Below are 15,479 nucleotides of genomic sequence, written 5' to 3'. Positions count from 1 at the left end.
GGCTTCGGGCGCTGCGGCTTCGGGCGCAGCCTGCGCGGGAAGGCTGCGTTCCTCGACCGGTGCGGGTGCGGCCGCGGCGGGTGTGGCCACGGCGGGTGTGGTGGCAGCGGGTGTGACCGGAACAGCGGACGTGGCGGGCGCAGGAACCGGCTCTGCCACCGGCGCTACCGGCATCGCAGGCGCCGCCTCCACCGCCTGCGGTGCAGACTGCACGGGCGCTGGCGCACGGCCACGCAACAGGTCGGGCGACACCTTGAGGGGCGGCAGGCTGTCCGCAAGGCTCGCGCCTGACATGCAGAGCAGCATCAGGGGGATCAGACGTAGTCGCGTATTCGGAGCCATGAAGCCCAAGCCTTTCCCGTCGTTCGCAATGTGCGGCCGCGCACCCGAACCATCGTGTTGATAAACTCGCGGATTGTACACGAACGCCCACGGAGAACCCGTTTGCATCGCCTCGAACAGCTCAACGCCTGGCTCGCCGCCACCCTGCCCGGCCATCCCTGCCAACTCGCCCCGGCCTCGGCCGACGCCAGCTTCCGCCGCTACTTCCGCGCCACCTTTGCCGACGGCAGCCCCTCGCGCATCATCATGGACGCCCCGCCCGACAAGGAGGACGTGCGCCCCTGGCTGCACGTCGCCGGCCTCTTCCGCGCCGCCGGCGCCCATGTCCCCGAGGTGCTGGCGCAGGACCTCGAGCAGGGCTTCCTGCTGCTGTCCGATCTTGGCTCGACCACCTACCTCGCCGCCCTGCAGCCCTCCGACGGACAGGCACCCGACCCGCAACCCGCCCACGGCCTCTACGCCGACGCGCTCGGTTCGCTCGCCGCCATCCAGTGCGCGAGCCGCGCCGGCGTGCTGCCCGAGTACGACCGCGCCCTGCTGCTGCGCGAGTTGCAGCTCTTCCCCGAGTGGTACGTCGCCCGCCACAAGGGCATCACGCTCACCGACGCCGAAACCGCCACGCTCAACGCCGCGTTCGACAGGATCCTGGCCGTCAACCTCGCCGAGCCGCAGGTCTTCGTGCATCGCGACTACCACTCGCGCAACCTGATGCGGCTCGAGCCCGGCGACGGCCTCGGCCCCAACCCCGGCATCATCGACTTCCAGGACGCGGTCTACGGCCCGATCAGCTACGACCTCGTGTCGCTGTTCAAGGACGCCTACATCCGCTGGGACGAGGAGTTCATCCTCGACATGCTGATCCGCTACTGGGAGACGGCGAAGAAGCTCGGCCTGCCGGTGCGCGCGGAGTTCGCCGACTTCCACCGCGACTTCGAATGGATGGGCGTGCAGCGCCACATCAAGGTGCTCGGCATCTTCGCCCGCCTGTGCCACCGCGACGGCAAGGACGGCTACCTCGCCGACATGCCGCTGGTGATGGACTACCTGCGCCGCGCCTGCAAGCGCTGGCGCGACCTCGGCCCGCTGCTCAAGCTGCTCGACCGCCTCGAGCCCGAGGACGTCCAGGTCGGCTACACCTTCTGATGGCGACCCTCAAAGCCATGATCCTCGCCGCCGGCCGCGGCGAGCGCATGCGCCCGCTCACCGACCACACCCCCAAGCCCTTGCTGGCGGTGGGCGGCAAGCCGCTGATCGTGTGGCACATCGAGCGCCTGCGCGCGGCCGGCATCACCGAACTGGTGATCAACCACGCCCACCTCGGCCACCGCCTGGAGGAAGCGCTCGGCGACGGCAGCGCGCTGGGCGTGCGCATCAGGTGGTCGCCCGAGGCCCGTGCGCTGGAGACCGCCGGCGGCATCCGCCACGCGTTGCCGCTGCTCGGCGCAGCGCCCTTCGTCGTGATCAATGGCGACGTCTTCTGCGATGCCGACTTCAGCATCCTGAGCGCGGCCGCCGAGCGCCTGGCCAGCACGGATGAGTGCGCCCACCTGCTGCTGGTCGACAACCCCGACCATCATCCGGGCGGCGACTTCCACCTCGGCGCCGATGGCCGCATCGACGCCGACGGCATACCGCGCCTCACCTTCTCCGGCCTCGGCGCCTACCACCCCGCGCTCTTCTCTGCCCTCGCCGACAACACGCCCGCCAAGCTCGCCCCCCTGCTGCGCGAGGCCATGGCCGCCGGCAAGGTCCGCGGCCAGCACCACAGAGGCCGCTGGATCGACGTCGGCACGCCGCAGCGCCTGGCCGAACTGGACCGCGACCTCACCCCCTCCTCCTGAGCCAGCCCCCAGGCAGGCCGCCCCGCCCCCGCCTCCCGACGCGCCCCGTGACATAATTCAAGGCATGAACGCACCCGCCCAAACCCCAGTGGACACCGCCCCCTTCCGCGCCCGCCGCGCCCGTCTGCTCTCGCGCATGCAGGCCGCCGGCGGCGGCGTCGCCATCCTGCCCACCGCGCCCGAGCGCGTGCGCAACCGCGACGCCCACTACGCCTACCGCCACGACAGCTACTTCTACTACCTCACCGCCTTCCGCGAACCCGAGGCGGTGGTCGTGCTGGTGGCCGGCAAGGACACCAAGCAGATCCTGTTCTGCCGCGAGAAGAACGAGGAACGCGAGATCTGGGACGGCTACCGCTGGGGCCCGGAGGCCGCGCGCGAAGCCTTCGGCTTCGACGAGGCGTGGACCATCGGCGACCTCGAGAAGCGCCTGCCCGACTACCTCGCCGACCAGCCGCTGCTGTGGACCAGTCTCGGCTACGACAACGACTGGGACGCGCGCGTGCTCGGCGCGCTCAACGCCGTGCGCGACAAGGCCAGGAGCGGCCTCACCCCGCCGCACTCGGTGCGCGACCTGCGCGCCGAGCTCGACGAGATGCGCCTCGTCAAGGACGCCGCCGAGCTCGCCACCATGCGCCGCGCCGCGCAGATCTCCGCCGCCGCGCACTGCCGCGCGATGCGCGCGACACGGCCCGGTCGCTTCGAATACGAGATCGAGGCCGAGCTGCTGCACGCCTTTCGCGCAGCCGGCAGCCAGGCGCCGGCCTACACCTCGATCGTCGCCGGCGGCGCCAATGCCTGCGTGCTGCACTACGTCGAGAACGACCAGCCCCTGGCCGACGGCGCGCTGCTGCTGATCGACGCCGGCTGCGAGCTCGACGGCTACGCCTCCGACATCACCCGTACCTTTCCGATCAACGGGCGCTTCTCCGGCCCGCAGCGCGACGTGTATGAGATCGTGCTCGCCGCCCAGGCCGCCGCGCGCGAGGCGACCCGCCCCGGCGCGCACTGGAACGAGCCGCACGATGCCGCGGTGAAGGTGCTCGCCCAGGGCATGCTCGACCTCGGCCTGCTCAAGGGCAGCCTCGAGGCCGTGCTCGAGAACGGCGACTACCGCCGCTTCTACATGCACCGCACCGGCCACTGGCTGGGCATGGACGTGCACGACGCGGGCGAGTACAAGCTCGGGGGCGAGTGGCGGCCGCTGGTCGAGGGCATGGTGCTGACGATCGAGCCGGGCTGCTACATCCGCCCGGCGGACGACGTGCCGGAGGCCTTCTGGAACATCGGCATCCGCATCGAGGACGACGCGGTGGTGACCGCCGGCGGCTGCGAGCTGATCACCGAGGACGTGCCCAAGGCCGTCGCCGAGATCGAGGCCTTGATGCGCGAGGCACGGACGCAGGCGCGCGACCATGGCTGAAGCCGCGCCGGAGCGCGTCCATGACCTGCTCATCGTCGGCGCCGGGCCGGTCGGCCTCGCCCTGGCGCTGGCCCTCAGCGACAGCGGGCTCGACATCGTGCTCGCCGACGCGCGCCCGCGCGAGGCGGTGAGCCACGACCCGCGCGACCTCGCGCTCGCCCATGGCAGCCGGCTGACGCTGCAGCGCCTCGGCGTGTGGGATGGCCTGCCGGTGACCGCGATCGAGCACATCCACATCTCGCACGAGGGCGGCCTCGGCCGCACCCTGATCGACGCCGACGAACACGAACTGCCGGCGCTCGGCTATGTCGTCTCCGCCGGTGCGCTCGCCGCCGCGCTGCGCCAGGCGGTGGACGCCGCCGGCATTCCGGTGCTGGACGAAACCGAGGTCGCCCACCTCGCCCCCGGCGCCGACGACGTGATCGCCAGCCTCGCCGGCCCCGGCAAGCCCGCCGCCACGCTGCGCGCCCGGCTCGCGGCCTGCGCCGAAGGCGGCCTGCGCGCAGACGACAAGGACGTGGTCGAGCGCGACTACGGCCAGCACGCGCTGATCGCCCAGGTCGAGGTCGCCGGCGGCCATCGCCACACCGCGTTCGAGCGCTTCACCCGCGAAGGCCCGGTCGCCCTGCTGCCGCGCGCCGACGGCTATGCGCTGGTGCACGTCGCCCGTCCCGAGACGGCCGACGCCCTGCTCGCGCTGGACGACGCCGCCTACCTTGCCCGCCTCCGGGGCCACCTCGGCAACCGCGTGCGCCTCACCGGCGTCGCCCCCCGCCTGCGCTATCCGCTGGCGCTGCGCTACCGCAAGACGGCGGTGGGCGAGCGCACCGTGTGGCTGGGCAATGCCGCGCAGACCCTGCATCCGGTGGCGGGCCAGGGCTTCAACCTGGCCTTGCGCGACGTCTGGGCGCTGGCCGACACCCTGCTGCGCCAGTGCGTCGATGCCGCGCCCGCCGAGCCTGCGGGCCGCGCTCCCGCCGACCCCGGCAGGGCCGAGGTGCTGGCCGCCTACGCCCGCAGTCGCGGCCTCGACCGCCTCGGCGCGATCCGCTTCACCGACACCCTGGTGCGGGTGTTCAGCAACGATCTCGCCCCGCTGCGCCACGCCCGCGGCGCCGCGCTGCTCGCCCTCGACCTGCTGCCGCCGCTGCGCAACTTCGTCGCCCGCCGCATGATGTTCGGCGCCCGCGCCTGGCCCTGAGCGCGCAGCCCGCCTGCCCCGCAGCAAAAAGGCCTGCACCCGGCGACCGGTTGCAGGCCTTTCTTGTCATGCGCGCCGTCACTGCAGGGCGCGCCCTTCACAGGCAAGGCTCAGAACGCCGGCACCACCGCGCCCTGGTACTTGTCGGCGATGAACTGGCGCACCGCGTCCGAGTTCAGCGCCGCAGCCAGCTTCTTCATCGCCGCGCTGTCGGCGTTGTCCTCGCGCGCCACCAGCAGGTTGGCGTAGGGCGAGCTCGCGTCCTCGATGAACAGCGAATCCTTCAGCGGGTTGAGCTTGGCCTCGATCGCGTAGTTGGTGTTGATCACCGCCAGGTCGACCTGGTTGAGGATGCGCGGCAGGGTCGCCGCCTCGAGCTCGCGGATGCGCAGCTTCTTCGGGTTGTCGGCGATGTCCTTCTGCGTCGCCGACACGCTGTTGATGTCCTTCAGCGTGATCAGGCCGTTCTTCGCCATCAGCAGCAGCGCGCGGCCGGAGTTGGAGGGGTCGTTGGGGATCGCCACGGTGGCGCCGTCGGGAATGTCGGCCGCGCTCTTGTGCTTGGCCGAGTAGGCGCCGAGCGGCTCGACGTGCACCTTGGTGACCACGGTCTGGATGTCGTTCTTCTGCTTCTTCTTGAACTCGTCGAGATAGGGCTGGTGCAGGAAGAAGTTGCCATCGACACGCTTCTCGTTGGTCTGCATCGAAGGCTGGACGTAGTCGGTGAACACCTTGACCTCGAGCTCGACGCCGTCCTTGGCCAGCATCGGCTTGACGAACTCGAGGATCTCGGCGTGCGGCACCGGGGTGGCGGCGATGACCAGGCGGTCGGCGGCGGACGCGGCAGCGCCGGCCGTCAGGGTGAGCGTGCCGAGGGCGGCAGCGAAGAGTTTGCGCAGGGTAAGCGACATCAGAAGCTCCTTCGTGGGGATCACTTGCGGGTGAAATACAGTACCAGGCGGTCGCCCGAGTACTGGATGATCTGCACCAGCACCACCAGCAGGGCGACGGTGATCACCATCACCTCGGTCTGGAAGCGCTGATAGCCGAAACGGATGGCGAGGTCGCCGAGGCCGCCGCCGCCGATCACGCCCGACATCGCGGCGTAGGACATCAGCGTGATCGCGGTCACCGTCACCGCCGCGATCAGCCCGGGCAGCGCCTCGGGCAGCAGCGCGCCGAAGATGATGCGATGGGTGCGGATGCCCATCGCCTGGCAGGCCTCGATGACGCCGCGGTCGACCTCGCGCAGCACGTTCTCGACCAGGCGCGCGAAGAAGGGCGCGGTGCCCACCACCAGCGGCGGGATCGCGCCCTCGACGCCGAGCGAGGTGCCGATCAGGATCACCGTCACCGGGATCATCACGATCAGCAGGATCAGGAAGGGCACCGAGCGCAGCACATTGACGACGAAGGACAGCACCGCATACACGACGCCTTGCTCGAGCAGCTGGCGCCTGGCGGTGACGAACAGCAGGATGCCCAGCGGCAGGCCGAGCAGGATGGTGAAGAACAGCGACACCCCGGTCATCACCAGGGTCTCCCAGGTCGCGATCCAGATGTCGCTCCAGTCGATGACGGACAGGTCCATTACTGCAGCACCTCGTGGTGGATCTGGTGACGGTCGAGCTCGGCGAACACCGCGCGGATGTCGTCCTCGCTGCCTTCGAGCTCGAGCAGCAGCTGGCCGAAGGGCACGTCCTTGATGCTGGAGACCTCGCCCTGCAGGATCGTCACCTGCACCGTCGCCCCGGCCATGATGCGGCTCAGGATGGGCTGGTAGGTGACATCGCCGAGGTAGGTCAGGCGCACCAGGGTGCCGCGCAGCTTGTCGCTCATGTAGGCGTGCGCGGGGTCGAAGCTCGCCGCGGCGAGCGCGTCGCTCTGCGCCACCATGCTGCGCGTGACCGGATGCTGCGGATGCAGGAAGACGTCGGCGACCTTGCCCGCCTCGACGATGCGCCCGCCCTCGATCACCGCGACGCGGTCGCAGATCGTGCGGATGACCTGCATCTCGTGGGTGATCAGCACGATGGTCAGCCCGAGCTGGCGGTTGATGTCGAGCAGCAGGCGCAGGATGGACTGCGTGGTCTCGGGGTCGAGCGCCGAGGTCGCCTCGTCGCACAGCAGCAGGCGCGGCCGGTTGGCGAGCGCGCGCGCGATGCCCACGCGCTGCTTCTGGCCGCCCGAGAGCTGGGCCGGGTACTTGTGGCCCTGCTCGGACAGGCCGACCAGCGCCAGCAATTCCTTCACCCGGGCGGCGCGTTCGGCGGCATTCGTATGCCCGGTCGCCTTCAGCGGCCAGTCGATGTTGTCGGCCACCGTCTTGGCGTTGAGCAGGTTGAAATGCTGGAAGATCATGCCCACGCGCCGGCGCAGCGCATACAGGCCCTCGCTGCCCAGCCCGGTGATGTCCTCGCCGTCGATCAGCACGCGCCCGGCCGAGGGGCGCTCGAGCAGGTTGAGGGTGCGGATCAGCGTGCTCTTGCCGGCGCCCGAGCGGCCGATGATGCCGAACACTTCGCCGCTGCCGATCTCGAGGTTGATGTCGGCAAGCGCCTCGACCTCGCGCCCGTCGGCGGCGCGGTAGGTCTTGTGCAGGTTTTCGATGCGGATCACGGCAGCTGCCCGGACGGGGAAAAAGCCGCTGATTTTACCCTCGCCCCCGACTCGACACCACCACGGCGAACTTGTAGGCTCGCCGCCAGCTGGGCTGCCGCTTCAGCGCCCACCTCGGCACTCACCTCGGCGCCACCTCTACTCCCACCTCTCCGCGCCACCCCTCGCCCCTCGCTCTCAAGGACCGCGCCTCATGCAGCACCACGACCGCCTCTCCCCCGCCACCCTCGCCGCCCAGGGCGTCGGCGCCGAACCGATGCCGCACCGCGACATCGTGCCGCCCATCCACATGGCGAGCACCTTCGAGCGCGCCGAGGATGGCAGCCTGCCCGGCGGGCGCATCTACGCCCGCGACGCCAGCCCGGCCTACGACCCGGCCGAGGCCCTGCTGTGCCAGCTCGAGGGCGGCGCCGCAGCGGCACTGTTCGCCTCCGGCATGGCCGCCGCCACGGCCGTGCTGCTCGCGCTCGAGCCGGGGGCGCGCATCGTCGCCCCGCGCGACATGTACTGGTCGCTGCGCAACTGGCTGATCGGCTTCTCGACCAACTGGCAGATCACGCTCGACTTCTACGCCGACGACGACGAGCTCGCCGCCCTGCTGCAGCGCCCGGCCGCGCTCGTGTGGGTGGAGACGCCCGCCAACCCGACCTGGGACATCACCGACATCGCCCGCGCGGCCGCGCTCGCCCACGCCGCCGGCGCGCGCCTGGCGGTCGACTCCACCGTGCCGACGCCGGTGTTCACCCGCCCGCTGGCGCTGGGCGCCGACATCGTCATGCACTCGGCCACCAAGTACCTGAACGGCCACTCCGACGTCGTCGCCGGCGTGCTGGTGACGCGTGCGACCGACGACTTCTGGGCCCGCATCAAGACCGCGCGTGTGGCCGGCGGCGCGGTGCTCGGCCCCTTCGAGGCCTGGCTGCTCAATCGCGGCCTGCGCACCCTGTTCCCGCGCGTGCGCACCGCGGCGGCCTCGGCGCTGCGTATCGCGCAGCACTTCGAACACCACCCGGCGCTGGTCAAGGTGCTCTACCCCGGTCTGCCGTCGCACCCGGGCCACGCGGTGGCCGCGCGCCAGATGGAGGGCGGCTTCGGCGCCATGCTGTCGCTGCGCGTGCGCGGCGGCGCGGCCGCCGCCCAGGCGGTGGCGGCGCGGGTGCGCCTGTTCCGCCGCGCGACCTCGCTCGGCTCGGTCGAGAGCCTGATCGAACATCGCGCCATGGTCGAAGGGCCGGGCACCCGCTGCCCGGACGACCTGCTGCGCCTGTCGGTCGGCATCGAGGACACGGCCGACCTGATCGCCGATCTGGCACAGGCGCTCGAGGCCGTCCGCAGCGCGTAGCACGCCCGCCCGACCGCCCCGGGGCCCGCGCGGCGCAGCTCGAGCGACAGCCGCGGCCACGCCGTCGGGCGCTCGCGCGGCGTTGTCAATGCGTCGCACGCGACAGGCGACACGCCCAAGGGCTTGAACGATGGGGTAAAATGCGCGCCTTTCCCTGCCCGCCCTACCCCCGTCCATGCAGTTTGCCGGCTTCACCTTGCGCAACAATCTCTTCGTCGCCCCCATGGCCGGGGTGACGGACCGTCCTTTCCGCCAGTTGTGCAAGAAGCTCGGCGCAGGCGTCGCCGTGTCCGAGATGGTCACCTCCAACTCGCTGCTCTATGGCAGCGAAAAGACCCGCCGCCGTGCCGACCACACCGGCGAGGTCGACCCGATCTCGGTGCAGATCGCCGGCGCCGATCCGGCGATGATGGCCGAGGCGGCGAAGTACAACGCCGACAACGGCGCGCAGATCATCGACATCAACATGGGCTGCCCGGCCAAGAAGGTGTGCAACGTGATGGCCGGCTCGGCGCTGATGCAGGACGAGCCGCTGGTCGCGCGCATCCTCGAGGCGGTGGTCAAGGCCGTGCCCGATACGCCGGTCACGCTCAAGTTCCGCACCGGCTGGAACCGCGCCAACAAGAACGCGCCGGTGATCGCCCGCATCGCCGAGGAGTCCGGCATCCGCGCCATCGCCATCCATGGCCGCACCCGTGCCGACCAGTACATGGGCGAGGCCGAGTACGACACCATCGCCCACGTCAAGACGCGGGTGAGGATCCCGGTGATCGCCAACGGCGACATCACCAGCCCGCAGAAGGCCAGGTACGTGCTCGACTACACGGGTGCCGACGGCGTCATGATCGGCCGCGCCGCCCAGGGCCGGCCGTGGATCTTCCGCGAGACCGAGCATTTCCTCGCCACCGGCGAGCTGATGCCGCCGCCGCTGGTGAGCGAGATCCACCAGGTCTGCCGCGAGCACCTCGCCGATCTCTACGCCTTCTACGGCGACGAGCGCGGGGTCAAGATCGCGCGCAAGCACATCTCCTGGTACACCAAGGGCCTGGTCGGCTCGGCGGCCTTCCGCCGCGCGATGAACCAGATCCCCGACATTCCCGCCCAGCTCGCCGCCGTCGACGACTTCTTCGGCCAGCTCGCCGAGGCCGACGCCCGCCTGAGCTACGAGGCGGACCCGCAAGCCGAATACCCGCAGGAACTCGCAGCATGAGCCGCAGCAACGAGATTGCCGACGCCGTCCTCCGCACGCTGGACCAGTATTTCCGCGACCTCGACGGCGAAAAACCGGCCGCCATCCACGACATGGTGATCCGCAACGTCGAGCGTCCGATGCTGCAGTTCGTGCTGCAGCAGGCCAAGGGCAACCAGACCGTCGCGGCCGAGATGCTCGGCATCAACCGCAACACCCTGCGGCGCAAGCTCACCGACTACGAACTGCTGTAAGCCACCCTCGCGGCCTGCCGTACGACGGGCGCCGCAACGCGGCCCTGTCATCGCAACGTTTTCCCGATCCTCTCCCTCCTTGCTCCAGGCATCCCGATGAACGTCACCCAAGCCCTGATCAGTGTTTCCGACAAACGCGGTGTGCTCGACTTCGCCCGCGAACTCGCCGGCCTCGGCATCAAGCTGCTGTCGACCGGCGGCACCGCCAGCCTGCTGCGCGAGGCCGGGCTGGCAGTGACCGACGTCTCCGAGCACACCGGCTTCCCGGAAATGCTCGACGGCCGCGTCAAGACCCTGCACCCGAAGGTGCACGGCGGCATCCTCGCCCGCCGCGACCTCGCCGAGCACATGGACACCATCGCCGCCCACGACATCGGCCGCATCGACCTGGTCGTGGTGAACCTCTACCCCTTCCAGCAGACGGTGGCCAAGCCCGACTGCACGCTGGAAGACGCAATCGAGAACATCGACATCGGCGGCCCCACCATGGTGCGCGCGGCGGCCAAGAACCACGGCAACGCGCAGGGCGGTGTCGGCATCGTCACCGACCCCGAGGACTACGCCGGCATCATCGCCGAGCTCAAGTCCAACGCCGGCAAGCTCAGCCACAAGACGCGCTTCGCGCTCGCGGTGAAGGCCTTCACCCACACCGCGCGCTACGACTCGGCGATCTCCAACTACCTCACCGCGCTGGTGACCAACGAGGCCGGCGACGTGTCGCTGCAGACCTACCCCGAGCGCCTGCAACTGGCCTTCGACAAGGTGCAGGACCTGCGCTACGGCGAGAACCCGCACCAGAGCGCCGCCTTCTACCGCCAGCCAGGCGCCGCCGAAGGCGGCATCGCCGGTTACACCCAGCTGCAGGGCAAGGAGCTGTCCTACAACAACATCGCCGACGCCGACGCGGCCTGGGAATGCGTCAAGGCCTTCGACAGCGCGCTGCCGGCCTGCGTCATCGTCAAGCACGCCAACCCCTGTGGCGTGGCGCTCGGCGCCAGCCCGCTCGAGGCCTACACCAAGGCCTTCTCCACCGACCCCACCTCGGCCTTCGGCGGCATCATCGCCTTCAACGGCGAGGTCGACCGCGCCGCGGCCGAAGCGGTGTCGGCCCAGTTCCTCGAGGTGCTGATCGCCCCGTCCTACAGCGCCGACGCGCTCGAGCTGCTCGCCGGCAAGAAGAACGTGCGCGTGCTCACCTGCCCGCTCGGCCAGCCCGGCGGCGCCTTCGACTACAAGCGCGTCGGCGGCGGCCTGCTGGTGCAGACCGCCGACGAGGCCCGCATCGAGGTCGCCGATCTCAAGGTCGTCACCCAGCGCGCGCCTTCTGAGACCGAGATGCGCGACATGCTGTTCGCCTGGCGCGTGGCCAAGTACGTCAAGTCCAACGCCATCGTGTATTGCAAGGACGGCATGACCGTCGGCGTCGGCGCCGGCCAGATGAGCCGTGTCGACTCTGCCCGCATCGCCAAGATCAAGGCCGAGAACGCCGGTCTCTCGATCGCCGGCTGCGTGGTCGCCTCGGACGCCTTCTTCCCCTTCCGCGACGGCCTCGACGTGCTCGCCCAGGCCGGCGCCACCGCGGTGATCCAGCCCGGCGGCTCGATGCGCGACGAAGAGGTGATCGCCGCGGCCAACGAGCACAACATCGCCATGGTGTTCACCGGCTTCCGCCATTTCCGCCACTAAGAACGACCACCCCAGCAGAGATTCGGAGCAGCACATGAAAGTCCTCGTCATCGGTTCCGGCGGCCGCGAACACGCGCTGGCCTGGAAACTCGCCCAGTCGCCCAAGGTCACCCGCGTGCTGGTGGCGCCGGGCAACCCCGGCACCGCTGCCGAGAAGCTGCTGCAGAACGCGCCGGTGAGCTCGATCCCGGTGCTGGTCGAGCTGGCAAAGCGCGAACAGGTCGCCTTCACCGTGGTCGGCCCCGAGGCGCCGCTGGCCGCCGGCGTGGTCGATGCCTTTCGCGCCGCCGGCCTGCCGATCTTCGGCCCGACCAAGGCCGCCGCCCAGCTCGAGAGCTCGAAGGACTTCGCCAAGCAGTTCCTCGTCCGCCACAACATTCCCACCGCCCGCTACCGCACCTTCTCCGACCCCGCCGAGGCGCATGCCTACATCGACGCCGAAGGCGCGCCGATCGTGATCAAGGCCGACGGCCTGGCCGCGGGCAAGGGTGTCGTGGTCGCGATGACGGCCGATGAGGCCCACGCCGCCATCGACGTCATGCTGCGCGACAACAAGATGGGGGTGCAGTACACCGAGGCCGGCGCCCGCGTCGTCATCGAGGAGTTCATGGAGGGCGAGGAGGCCAGCTTCATCGTCATGGCCGACGGCAAGAGCGCGCTCGCGCTCGCCACCAGCCAGGACCACAAGCGGCTCAGGGACGGCGACCAGGGCCCCAACACCGGTGGCATGGGCGCCTACTCACCCGCGCCGGTGGTCACCCCCGACGTCCACGCGCGCGTGATGCGCGAGATCATCACTCCGACTCTGGCCGGCATGATCGCCGACGGCCTGCCCTACACCGGCTTCCTCTATGCCGGCCTGATGATCGACGGCGAGGGCAAGCCGCGCGTGGTGGAGTTCAACTGCCGCATGGGTGACCCCGAGACGCAGCCGATCATGATGCGGCTCAAGACCGACCTCGCCGACCTCATCGAGGCCGCCATCGCGGGCAAGCTCGACCACACCGAGGCCGAATGGGACCGCCGCTTTGCGCTCGGCGTGGTGCTGGCGGCCGCCGGCTACCCGGAGAGCCCGCGCAAGGGCGACGTCATCACCGGCCTGCCCGGCAACGAACAGGACGACGTGCACGTGTTCCACGCCGGCACCGCCGAACAGGACGGCAAGATCGTCACTGCCGGCGGCCGCGTGCTGTGCGTGACCGCGCTCGGCGACAACGTGCGCAGCGCGCAGAAGCGCGCCTACGAGGTCGCCGATGCGATCCAGTTCGACGGCCGACAGTACCGTCGCGACATCGGCCATCGCGCCATCGGACGCAAGATCGGATGAGCCTGCAGCCCGACACCGTCAAGCCCTGGTTCACCGGGCTGCAGGCGCGCATCGTCGAGCGCCTCGAGGCCTTCGATGGCGGCCGCTTCCGCGCCGATGGCTGGGACCGTCCCGGCGGCGGTGGCGGACTGACGCGGGTCATCGAGGACGGCGCCTTCTTCGAGCGCGGCGGGGTCAATTTTTCCCATGTCACTGGCGACACCATGCCGGCCTCGGCCACGGCCCACCGCCCCGAACTCGCCGGCCGGCGCTTCGAGGCGATGGGCGTGTCGCTGGTTCTGCATCCGCGCAATCCCTATTGCCCGACGGTGCACATGAACGTGCGCTGCTTCATCGCCATGGCCGAGGGCAAGGAGCCGGTATGGTGGTTCGGCGGCGGCATGGACCTGACGCCTTATTACGCGTTTGAAGAGGACGTGCGCCACTTCCACCGGGTGTGCCGCAACGCGGTGCTGCCGTTTGGCGGCGAGGCCGAATACGCGCGCCTCAAGGACTGGTGCGACCGCTATTTCTTCCTCAAGCACCGCAACGAGCCGCGCGGCGTGGGCGGGCTGTTCTTCGACGACCTCGGCGCCGACGGCCAGACCGACTTCGACACCGCCTTCGGCCTCACGCGCTCGGTCGGCGAGGCCTTCCTCGAGGCCTGGCTGCCGATCGCGGAACGCCGCCGGCACATGGCCTATGGCGAGCGCGAGCGCGACTTCCAGGCCTACCGGCGCGGCCGCTACGTCGAATTCAACCTGGTGTTCGACCGTGGCACGCTGTTCGGCCTGCAATCGGGCGGTCGCACCGAATCGATCCTGATGTCGATGCCGCCGATCGTGAAATGGCGCTACGACTGGCATCCCGAGCCGGGCAGCGCCGAGGCACAGCTCTACGAGGTCTTCCTCAAGCCGCAGGACTGGGCCTGATCCAAGTCTGATGCAGGCCTGATGGGCCGGCGCGGACCCCCTTGCGGGGCCCGTCCGGGGCAATCGAATCCCTCAATCGAATTCCAGCGCGGCCGCCGCATCGCCGCGCCTGCGTCAGGCCGCGGCACCGGCCACCTTCTCGGCCGCCGCGCGGTAATGACGCTGGGCGTCGGCGGGGCGCTGCAGGGTATCGAACAGGTGCGCCAGCGCGAGGTGGGTATCCACCGCGGGTGCCAGCTTGAGCGAGGCCTCGAGGTAGCTCTGCGCCTTGCCCCACAGCTCGCTGCGGCGGCACAACTGGCCCAGCGCAAACAACAGGCCGCCGTCCTGCGGGTGCGCCTCAAGCCAGCCTTCGGCCTTCTGCAGGCAGGTGCGCGCGTCCGCCTCGGACTCGGCACAGTAGGCATACAGCCGCGCCAGCGCGCTATCCCAACGCTCGTCGAGCAGACGCTCGACCTGGCGCCTCACCATCACGCCATGGCCGGCGCGCGCCATCAGCGGCAGGGCGCGCTCGACCAGGCCGCGATCCTGCAGTTCTTCGGCCGGGAGTTCCGTCCAGTAGGTCGCAAGCGCAGCCGGATCGGCGGCGAGCTGCTTCATGCGTTCGATGTGCGCACGCCGCAGCTTGGGCGCGGCCTGCTCTTCGGTCAGCGCCTTGTGCTTGCGCAGCTGACGCACGATGTGCACCAGCTCGTCCCAACGCCCCAGCGCCAGCGCCACCCGCGACTCCAGCCGCAGCATGGCAATGTGCTTGTGCCCGCCCTCGCGCAAGGTTGCCAGTCGCTTGGCGGCGAGGTCGAACTGGCGGCTCTCGATGGCGAGCTCGGCCTCGGTCATCAGGCGCGCAACCTCGGTGCCCTTGCTCTCGGCGGCATGGCCCAGCCACTCGGTATAGCGCGCCTCGTCCTGCAGGCCGTGGGCCGCGCGCGCCGCCACCAGCGCCGCCATCGACGACCCCTCGCTGGCCGTATAGGCAGTGGAGGCAGATTTGAGCGACTGCGCGAAGCGTCCCTCGAACAAGGCGTTGATCGCGGCGTGCAGCGAGCGATCCGCCTTCTGGCGCCGGCGCCGATCGCGCCAGTTCGCCACCCGTGTCGGCAAGGACAGCGTGCGGCTGATCAGACGCAGCAGCAGATGGATCAGCAACACCGCGGCCACCAGCAGCACGATGAAGAGGTTCAGGGAAATCTGCGCCCGCCACGGCGACAGCACGACGAGAACGTAACCATCGTTCACCCCGGCAACCATCGCCACGCCGACCGCGAGGGCGAAGATGCCGATCAACCAGATCAGTGCACGCATCGATCGGCCCTCACTCGCTCACGCCGGGCGCCTGGCCCGCCG

14 protein-coding genes and 1 pseudogene are annotated in these 15,479 nt (G+C 70.2%); 10 read left to right on the top strand and 5 right to left on the bottom strand.

Annotated features, from left to right (window positions below; all coding sequences use genetic code 11):
- A pseudogene (locus tag PLC66_RS20440) lies at nucleotides 1-342 on the bottom strand (LPS-assembly protein LptD); the annotation flags it as partial.
- A gap of 102 nt (nucleotides 343-444) precedes the next feature.
- On the opposite strand from PLC66_RS20440, the gene PLC66_RS20435 reads away from it, so the two are divergent.
- The 4 genes from PLC66_RS20435 (at nucleotide 445) to PLC66_RS20420 (ending at nucleotide 4,807) form a co-directional block, all read left to right on the top strand.
- A complete protein-coding gene (locus PLC66_RS20435; RefSeq protein WP_324543951.1) occupies nucleotides 445-1,485 on the top strand; it encodes an aminoglycoside phosphotransferase family protein in 1,041 nt (346 codons plus the stop codon).
- A 17-nt stretch (nucleotides 1,486-1,502) separates the two neighbouring features.
- Nucleotides 1,503-2,183, top strand: a complete 681-nt coding sequence (murU, locus tag PLC66_RS20430; RefSeq protein WP_324543953.1) for an N-acetylmuramate alpha-1-phosphate uridylyltransferase MurU — start codon at nucleotides 1,503-1,505, stop codon at nucleotides 2,181-2,183.
- Between the two features lie 64 nt (nucleotides 2,184-2,247).
- Nucleotides 2,248-3,606, top strand: coding sequence for an aminopeptidase P N-terminal domain-containing protein (locus PLC66_RS20425; protein WP_324543949.1), 1,359 nt, complete (start codon nucleotides 2,248-2,250; stop codon nucleotides 3,604-3,606).
- On the top strand, nucleotides 3,599-4,807 hold the full coding sequence (locus tag PLC66_RS20420) for an FAD-dependent monooxygenase (protein ID WP_324543947.1): 1,209 nt from the start codon (nucleotides 3,599-3,601) through the stop codon (nucleotides 4,805-4,807). The genes PLC66_RS20425 and PLC66_RS20420 overlap by 8 nt, the downstream gene beginning before the upstream one ends.
- A 110-nt stretch (nucleotides 4,808-4,917) precedes the next feature.
- Here PLC66_RS20420 and PLC66_RS20415 read toward each other — a convergent pair whose 3' ends face one another.
- The 3 genes from PLC66_RS20415 to PLC66_RS20405 are packed head-to-tail and all read right to left on the bottom strand — an operon-like array spanning nucleotide 4,918 to nucleotide 7,426.
- Complete coding sequence (locus PLC66_RS20415; RefSeq protein ID WP_324543945.1) at nucleotides 4,918-5,718, bottom strand: MetQ/NlpA family ABC transporter substrate-binding protein; 801 nt, start codon at nucleotides 5,716-5,718, stop codon at nucleotides 4,918-4,920.
- A 20-nt stretch (nucleotides 5,719-5,738) separates the two neighbouring features.
- Nucleotides 5,739-6,398, bottom strand: coding sequence for a methionine ABC transporter permease (locus PLC66_RS20410; protein ID WP_324543943.1), 660 nt, complete (start codon nucleotides 6,396-6,398; stop codon nucleotides 5,739-5,741).
- The gene (locus PLC66_RS20405) at nucleotides 6,398-7,426 is read right to left on the bottom strand and encodes a methionine ABC transporter ATP-binding protein (RefSeq protein ID WP_324543941.1); all 1,029 of its coding nucleotides are present in this window, start codon (nucleotides 7,424-7,426) and stop codon (nucleotides 6,398-6,400) included. The genes PLC66_RS20410 and PLC66_RS20405 overlap by 1 nt, the downstream gene beginning before the upstream one ends.
- Nucleotides 7,427-7,619: 193 nt before the next feature.
- Between PLC66_RS20405 and PLC66_RS20400 the strand changes: the two genes are divergently transcribed.
- From PLC66_RS20400 to hemF, 6 genes are all read left to right on the top strand, one after another.
- Nucleotides 7,620-8,768, top strand: coding sequence for a trans-sulfuration enzyme family protein (locus PLC66_RS20400; protein ID WP_324543939.1), 1,149 nt, complete (start codon nucleotides 7,620-7,622; stop codon nucleotides 8,766-8,768).
- Nucleotides 8,769-8,943: 175 nt separating this feature from the next.
- Nucleotides 8,944-9,978 carry a tRNA dihydrouridine synthase DusB gene (gene dusB, locus PLC66_RS20395; RefSeq protein ID WP_324543937.1) on the top strand — a complete coding sequence of 345 codons (1,035 nt, stop codon included), beginning with the start codon at nucleotides 8,944-8,946 and terminating at the stop codon, nucleotides 9,976-9,978.
- Nucleotides 9,975-10,211, top strand: a complete 237-nt coding sequence (locus tag PLC66_RS20390; protein WP_324543935.1) for a helix-turn-helix domain-containing protein — start codon at nucleotides 9,975-9,977, stop codon at nucleotides 10,209-10,211. The genes dusB and PLC66_RS20390 overlap by 4 nt, the downstream gene beginning before the upstream one ends.
- 96 nt (nucleotides 10,212-10,307) lie before the next feature.
- The gene (gene purH / locus PLC66_RS20385) at nucleotides 10,308-11,897 is read left to right on the top strand and encodes a bifunctional phosphoribosylaminoimidazolecarboxamide formyltransferase/IMP cyclohydrolase (RefSeq protein WP_324543933.1); all 1,590 of its coding nucleotides are present in this window, start codon (nucleotides 10,308-10,310) and stop codon (nucleotides 11,895-11,897) included.
- A 34-nt stretch (nucleotides 11,898-11,931) separates the two neighbouring features.
- Nucleotides 11,932-13,224: a phosphoribosylamine--glycine ligase gene (gene purD / locus PLC66_RS20380; protein WP_324543931.1), complete on the top strand. Its 1,293-nt coding sequence runs from the start codon at nucleotides 11,932-11,934 to the stop codon at nucleotides 13,222-13,224.
- A 2-nt stretch (nucleotides 13,225-13,226) separates the two neighbouring features.
- Nucleotides 13,227-14,135, top strand: a complete 909-nt coding sequence (gene hemF, locus PLC66_RS20375; RefSeq protein ID WP_503012249.1) for an oxygen-dependent coproporphyrinogen oxidase — start codon at nucleotides 13,227-13,229, stop codon at nucleotides 14,133-14,135.
- A 114-nt stretch (nucleotides 14,136-14,249) separates the two neighbouring features.
- Here the strand turns inward: hemF and PLC66_RS20370 are convergent, their stop codons facing one another.
- Nucleotides 14,250-15,437: a heme biosynthesis HemY N-terminal domain-containing protein gene (locus PLC66_RS20370; RefSeq protein WP_324543927.1), complete on the bottom strand. Its 1,188-nt coding sequence runs from the start codon at nucleotides 15,435-15,437 to the stop codon at nucleotides 14,250-14,252.
- Nucleotides 15,438-15,479 lie beyond the last annotated feature (42 nt).

The sequence above is a fragment of the Thauera sp. genome (assembly GCF_035444905.1).
Taxonomy (GTDB): domain Bacteria; phylum Pseudomonadota; class Gammaproteobacteria; order Burkholderiales; family Rhodocyclaceae; genus Thauera.
This window is presented reverse-complemented; position numbering and strand designations above follow the sequence as displayed.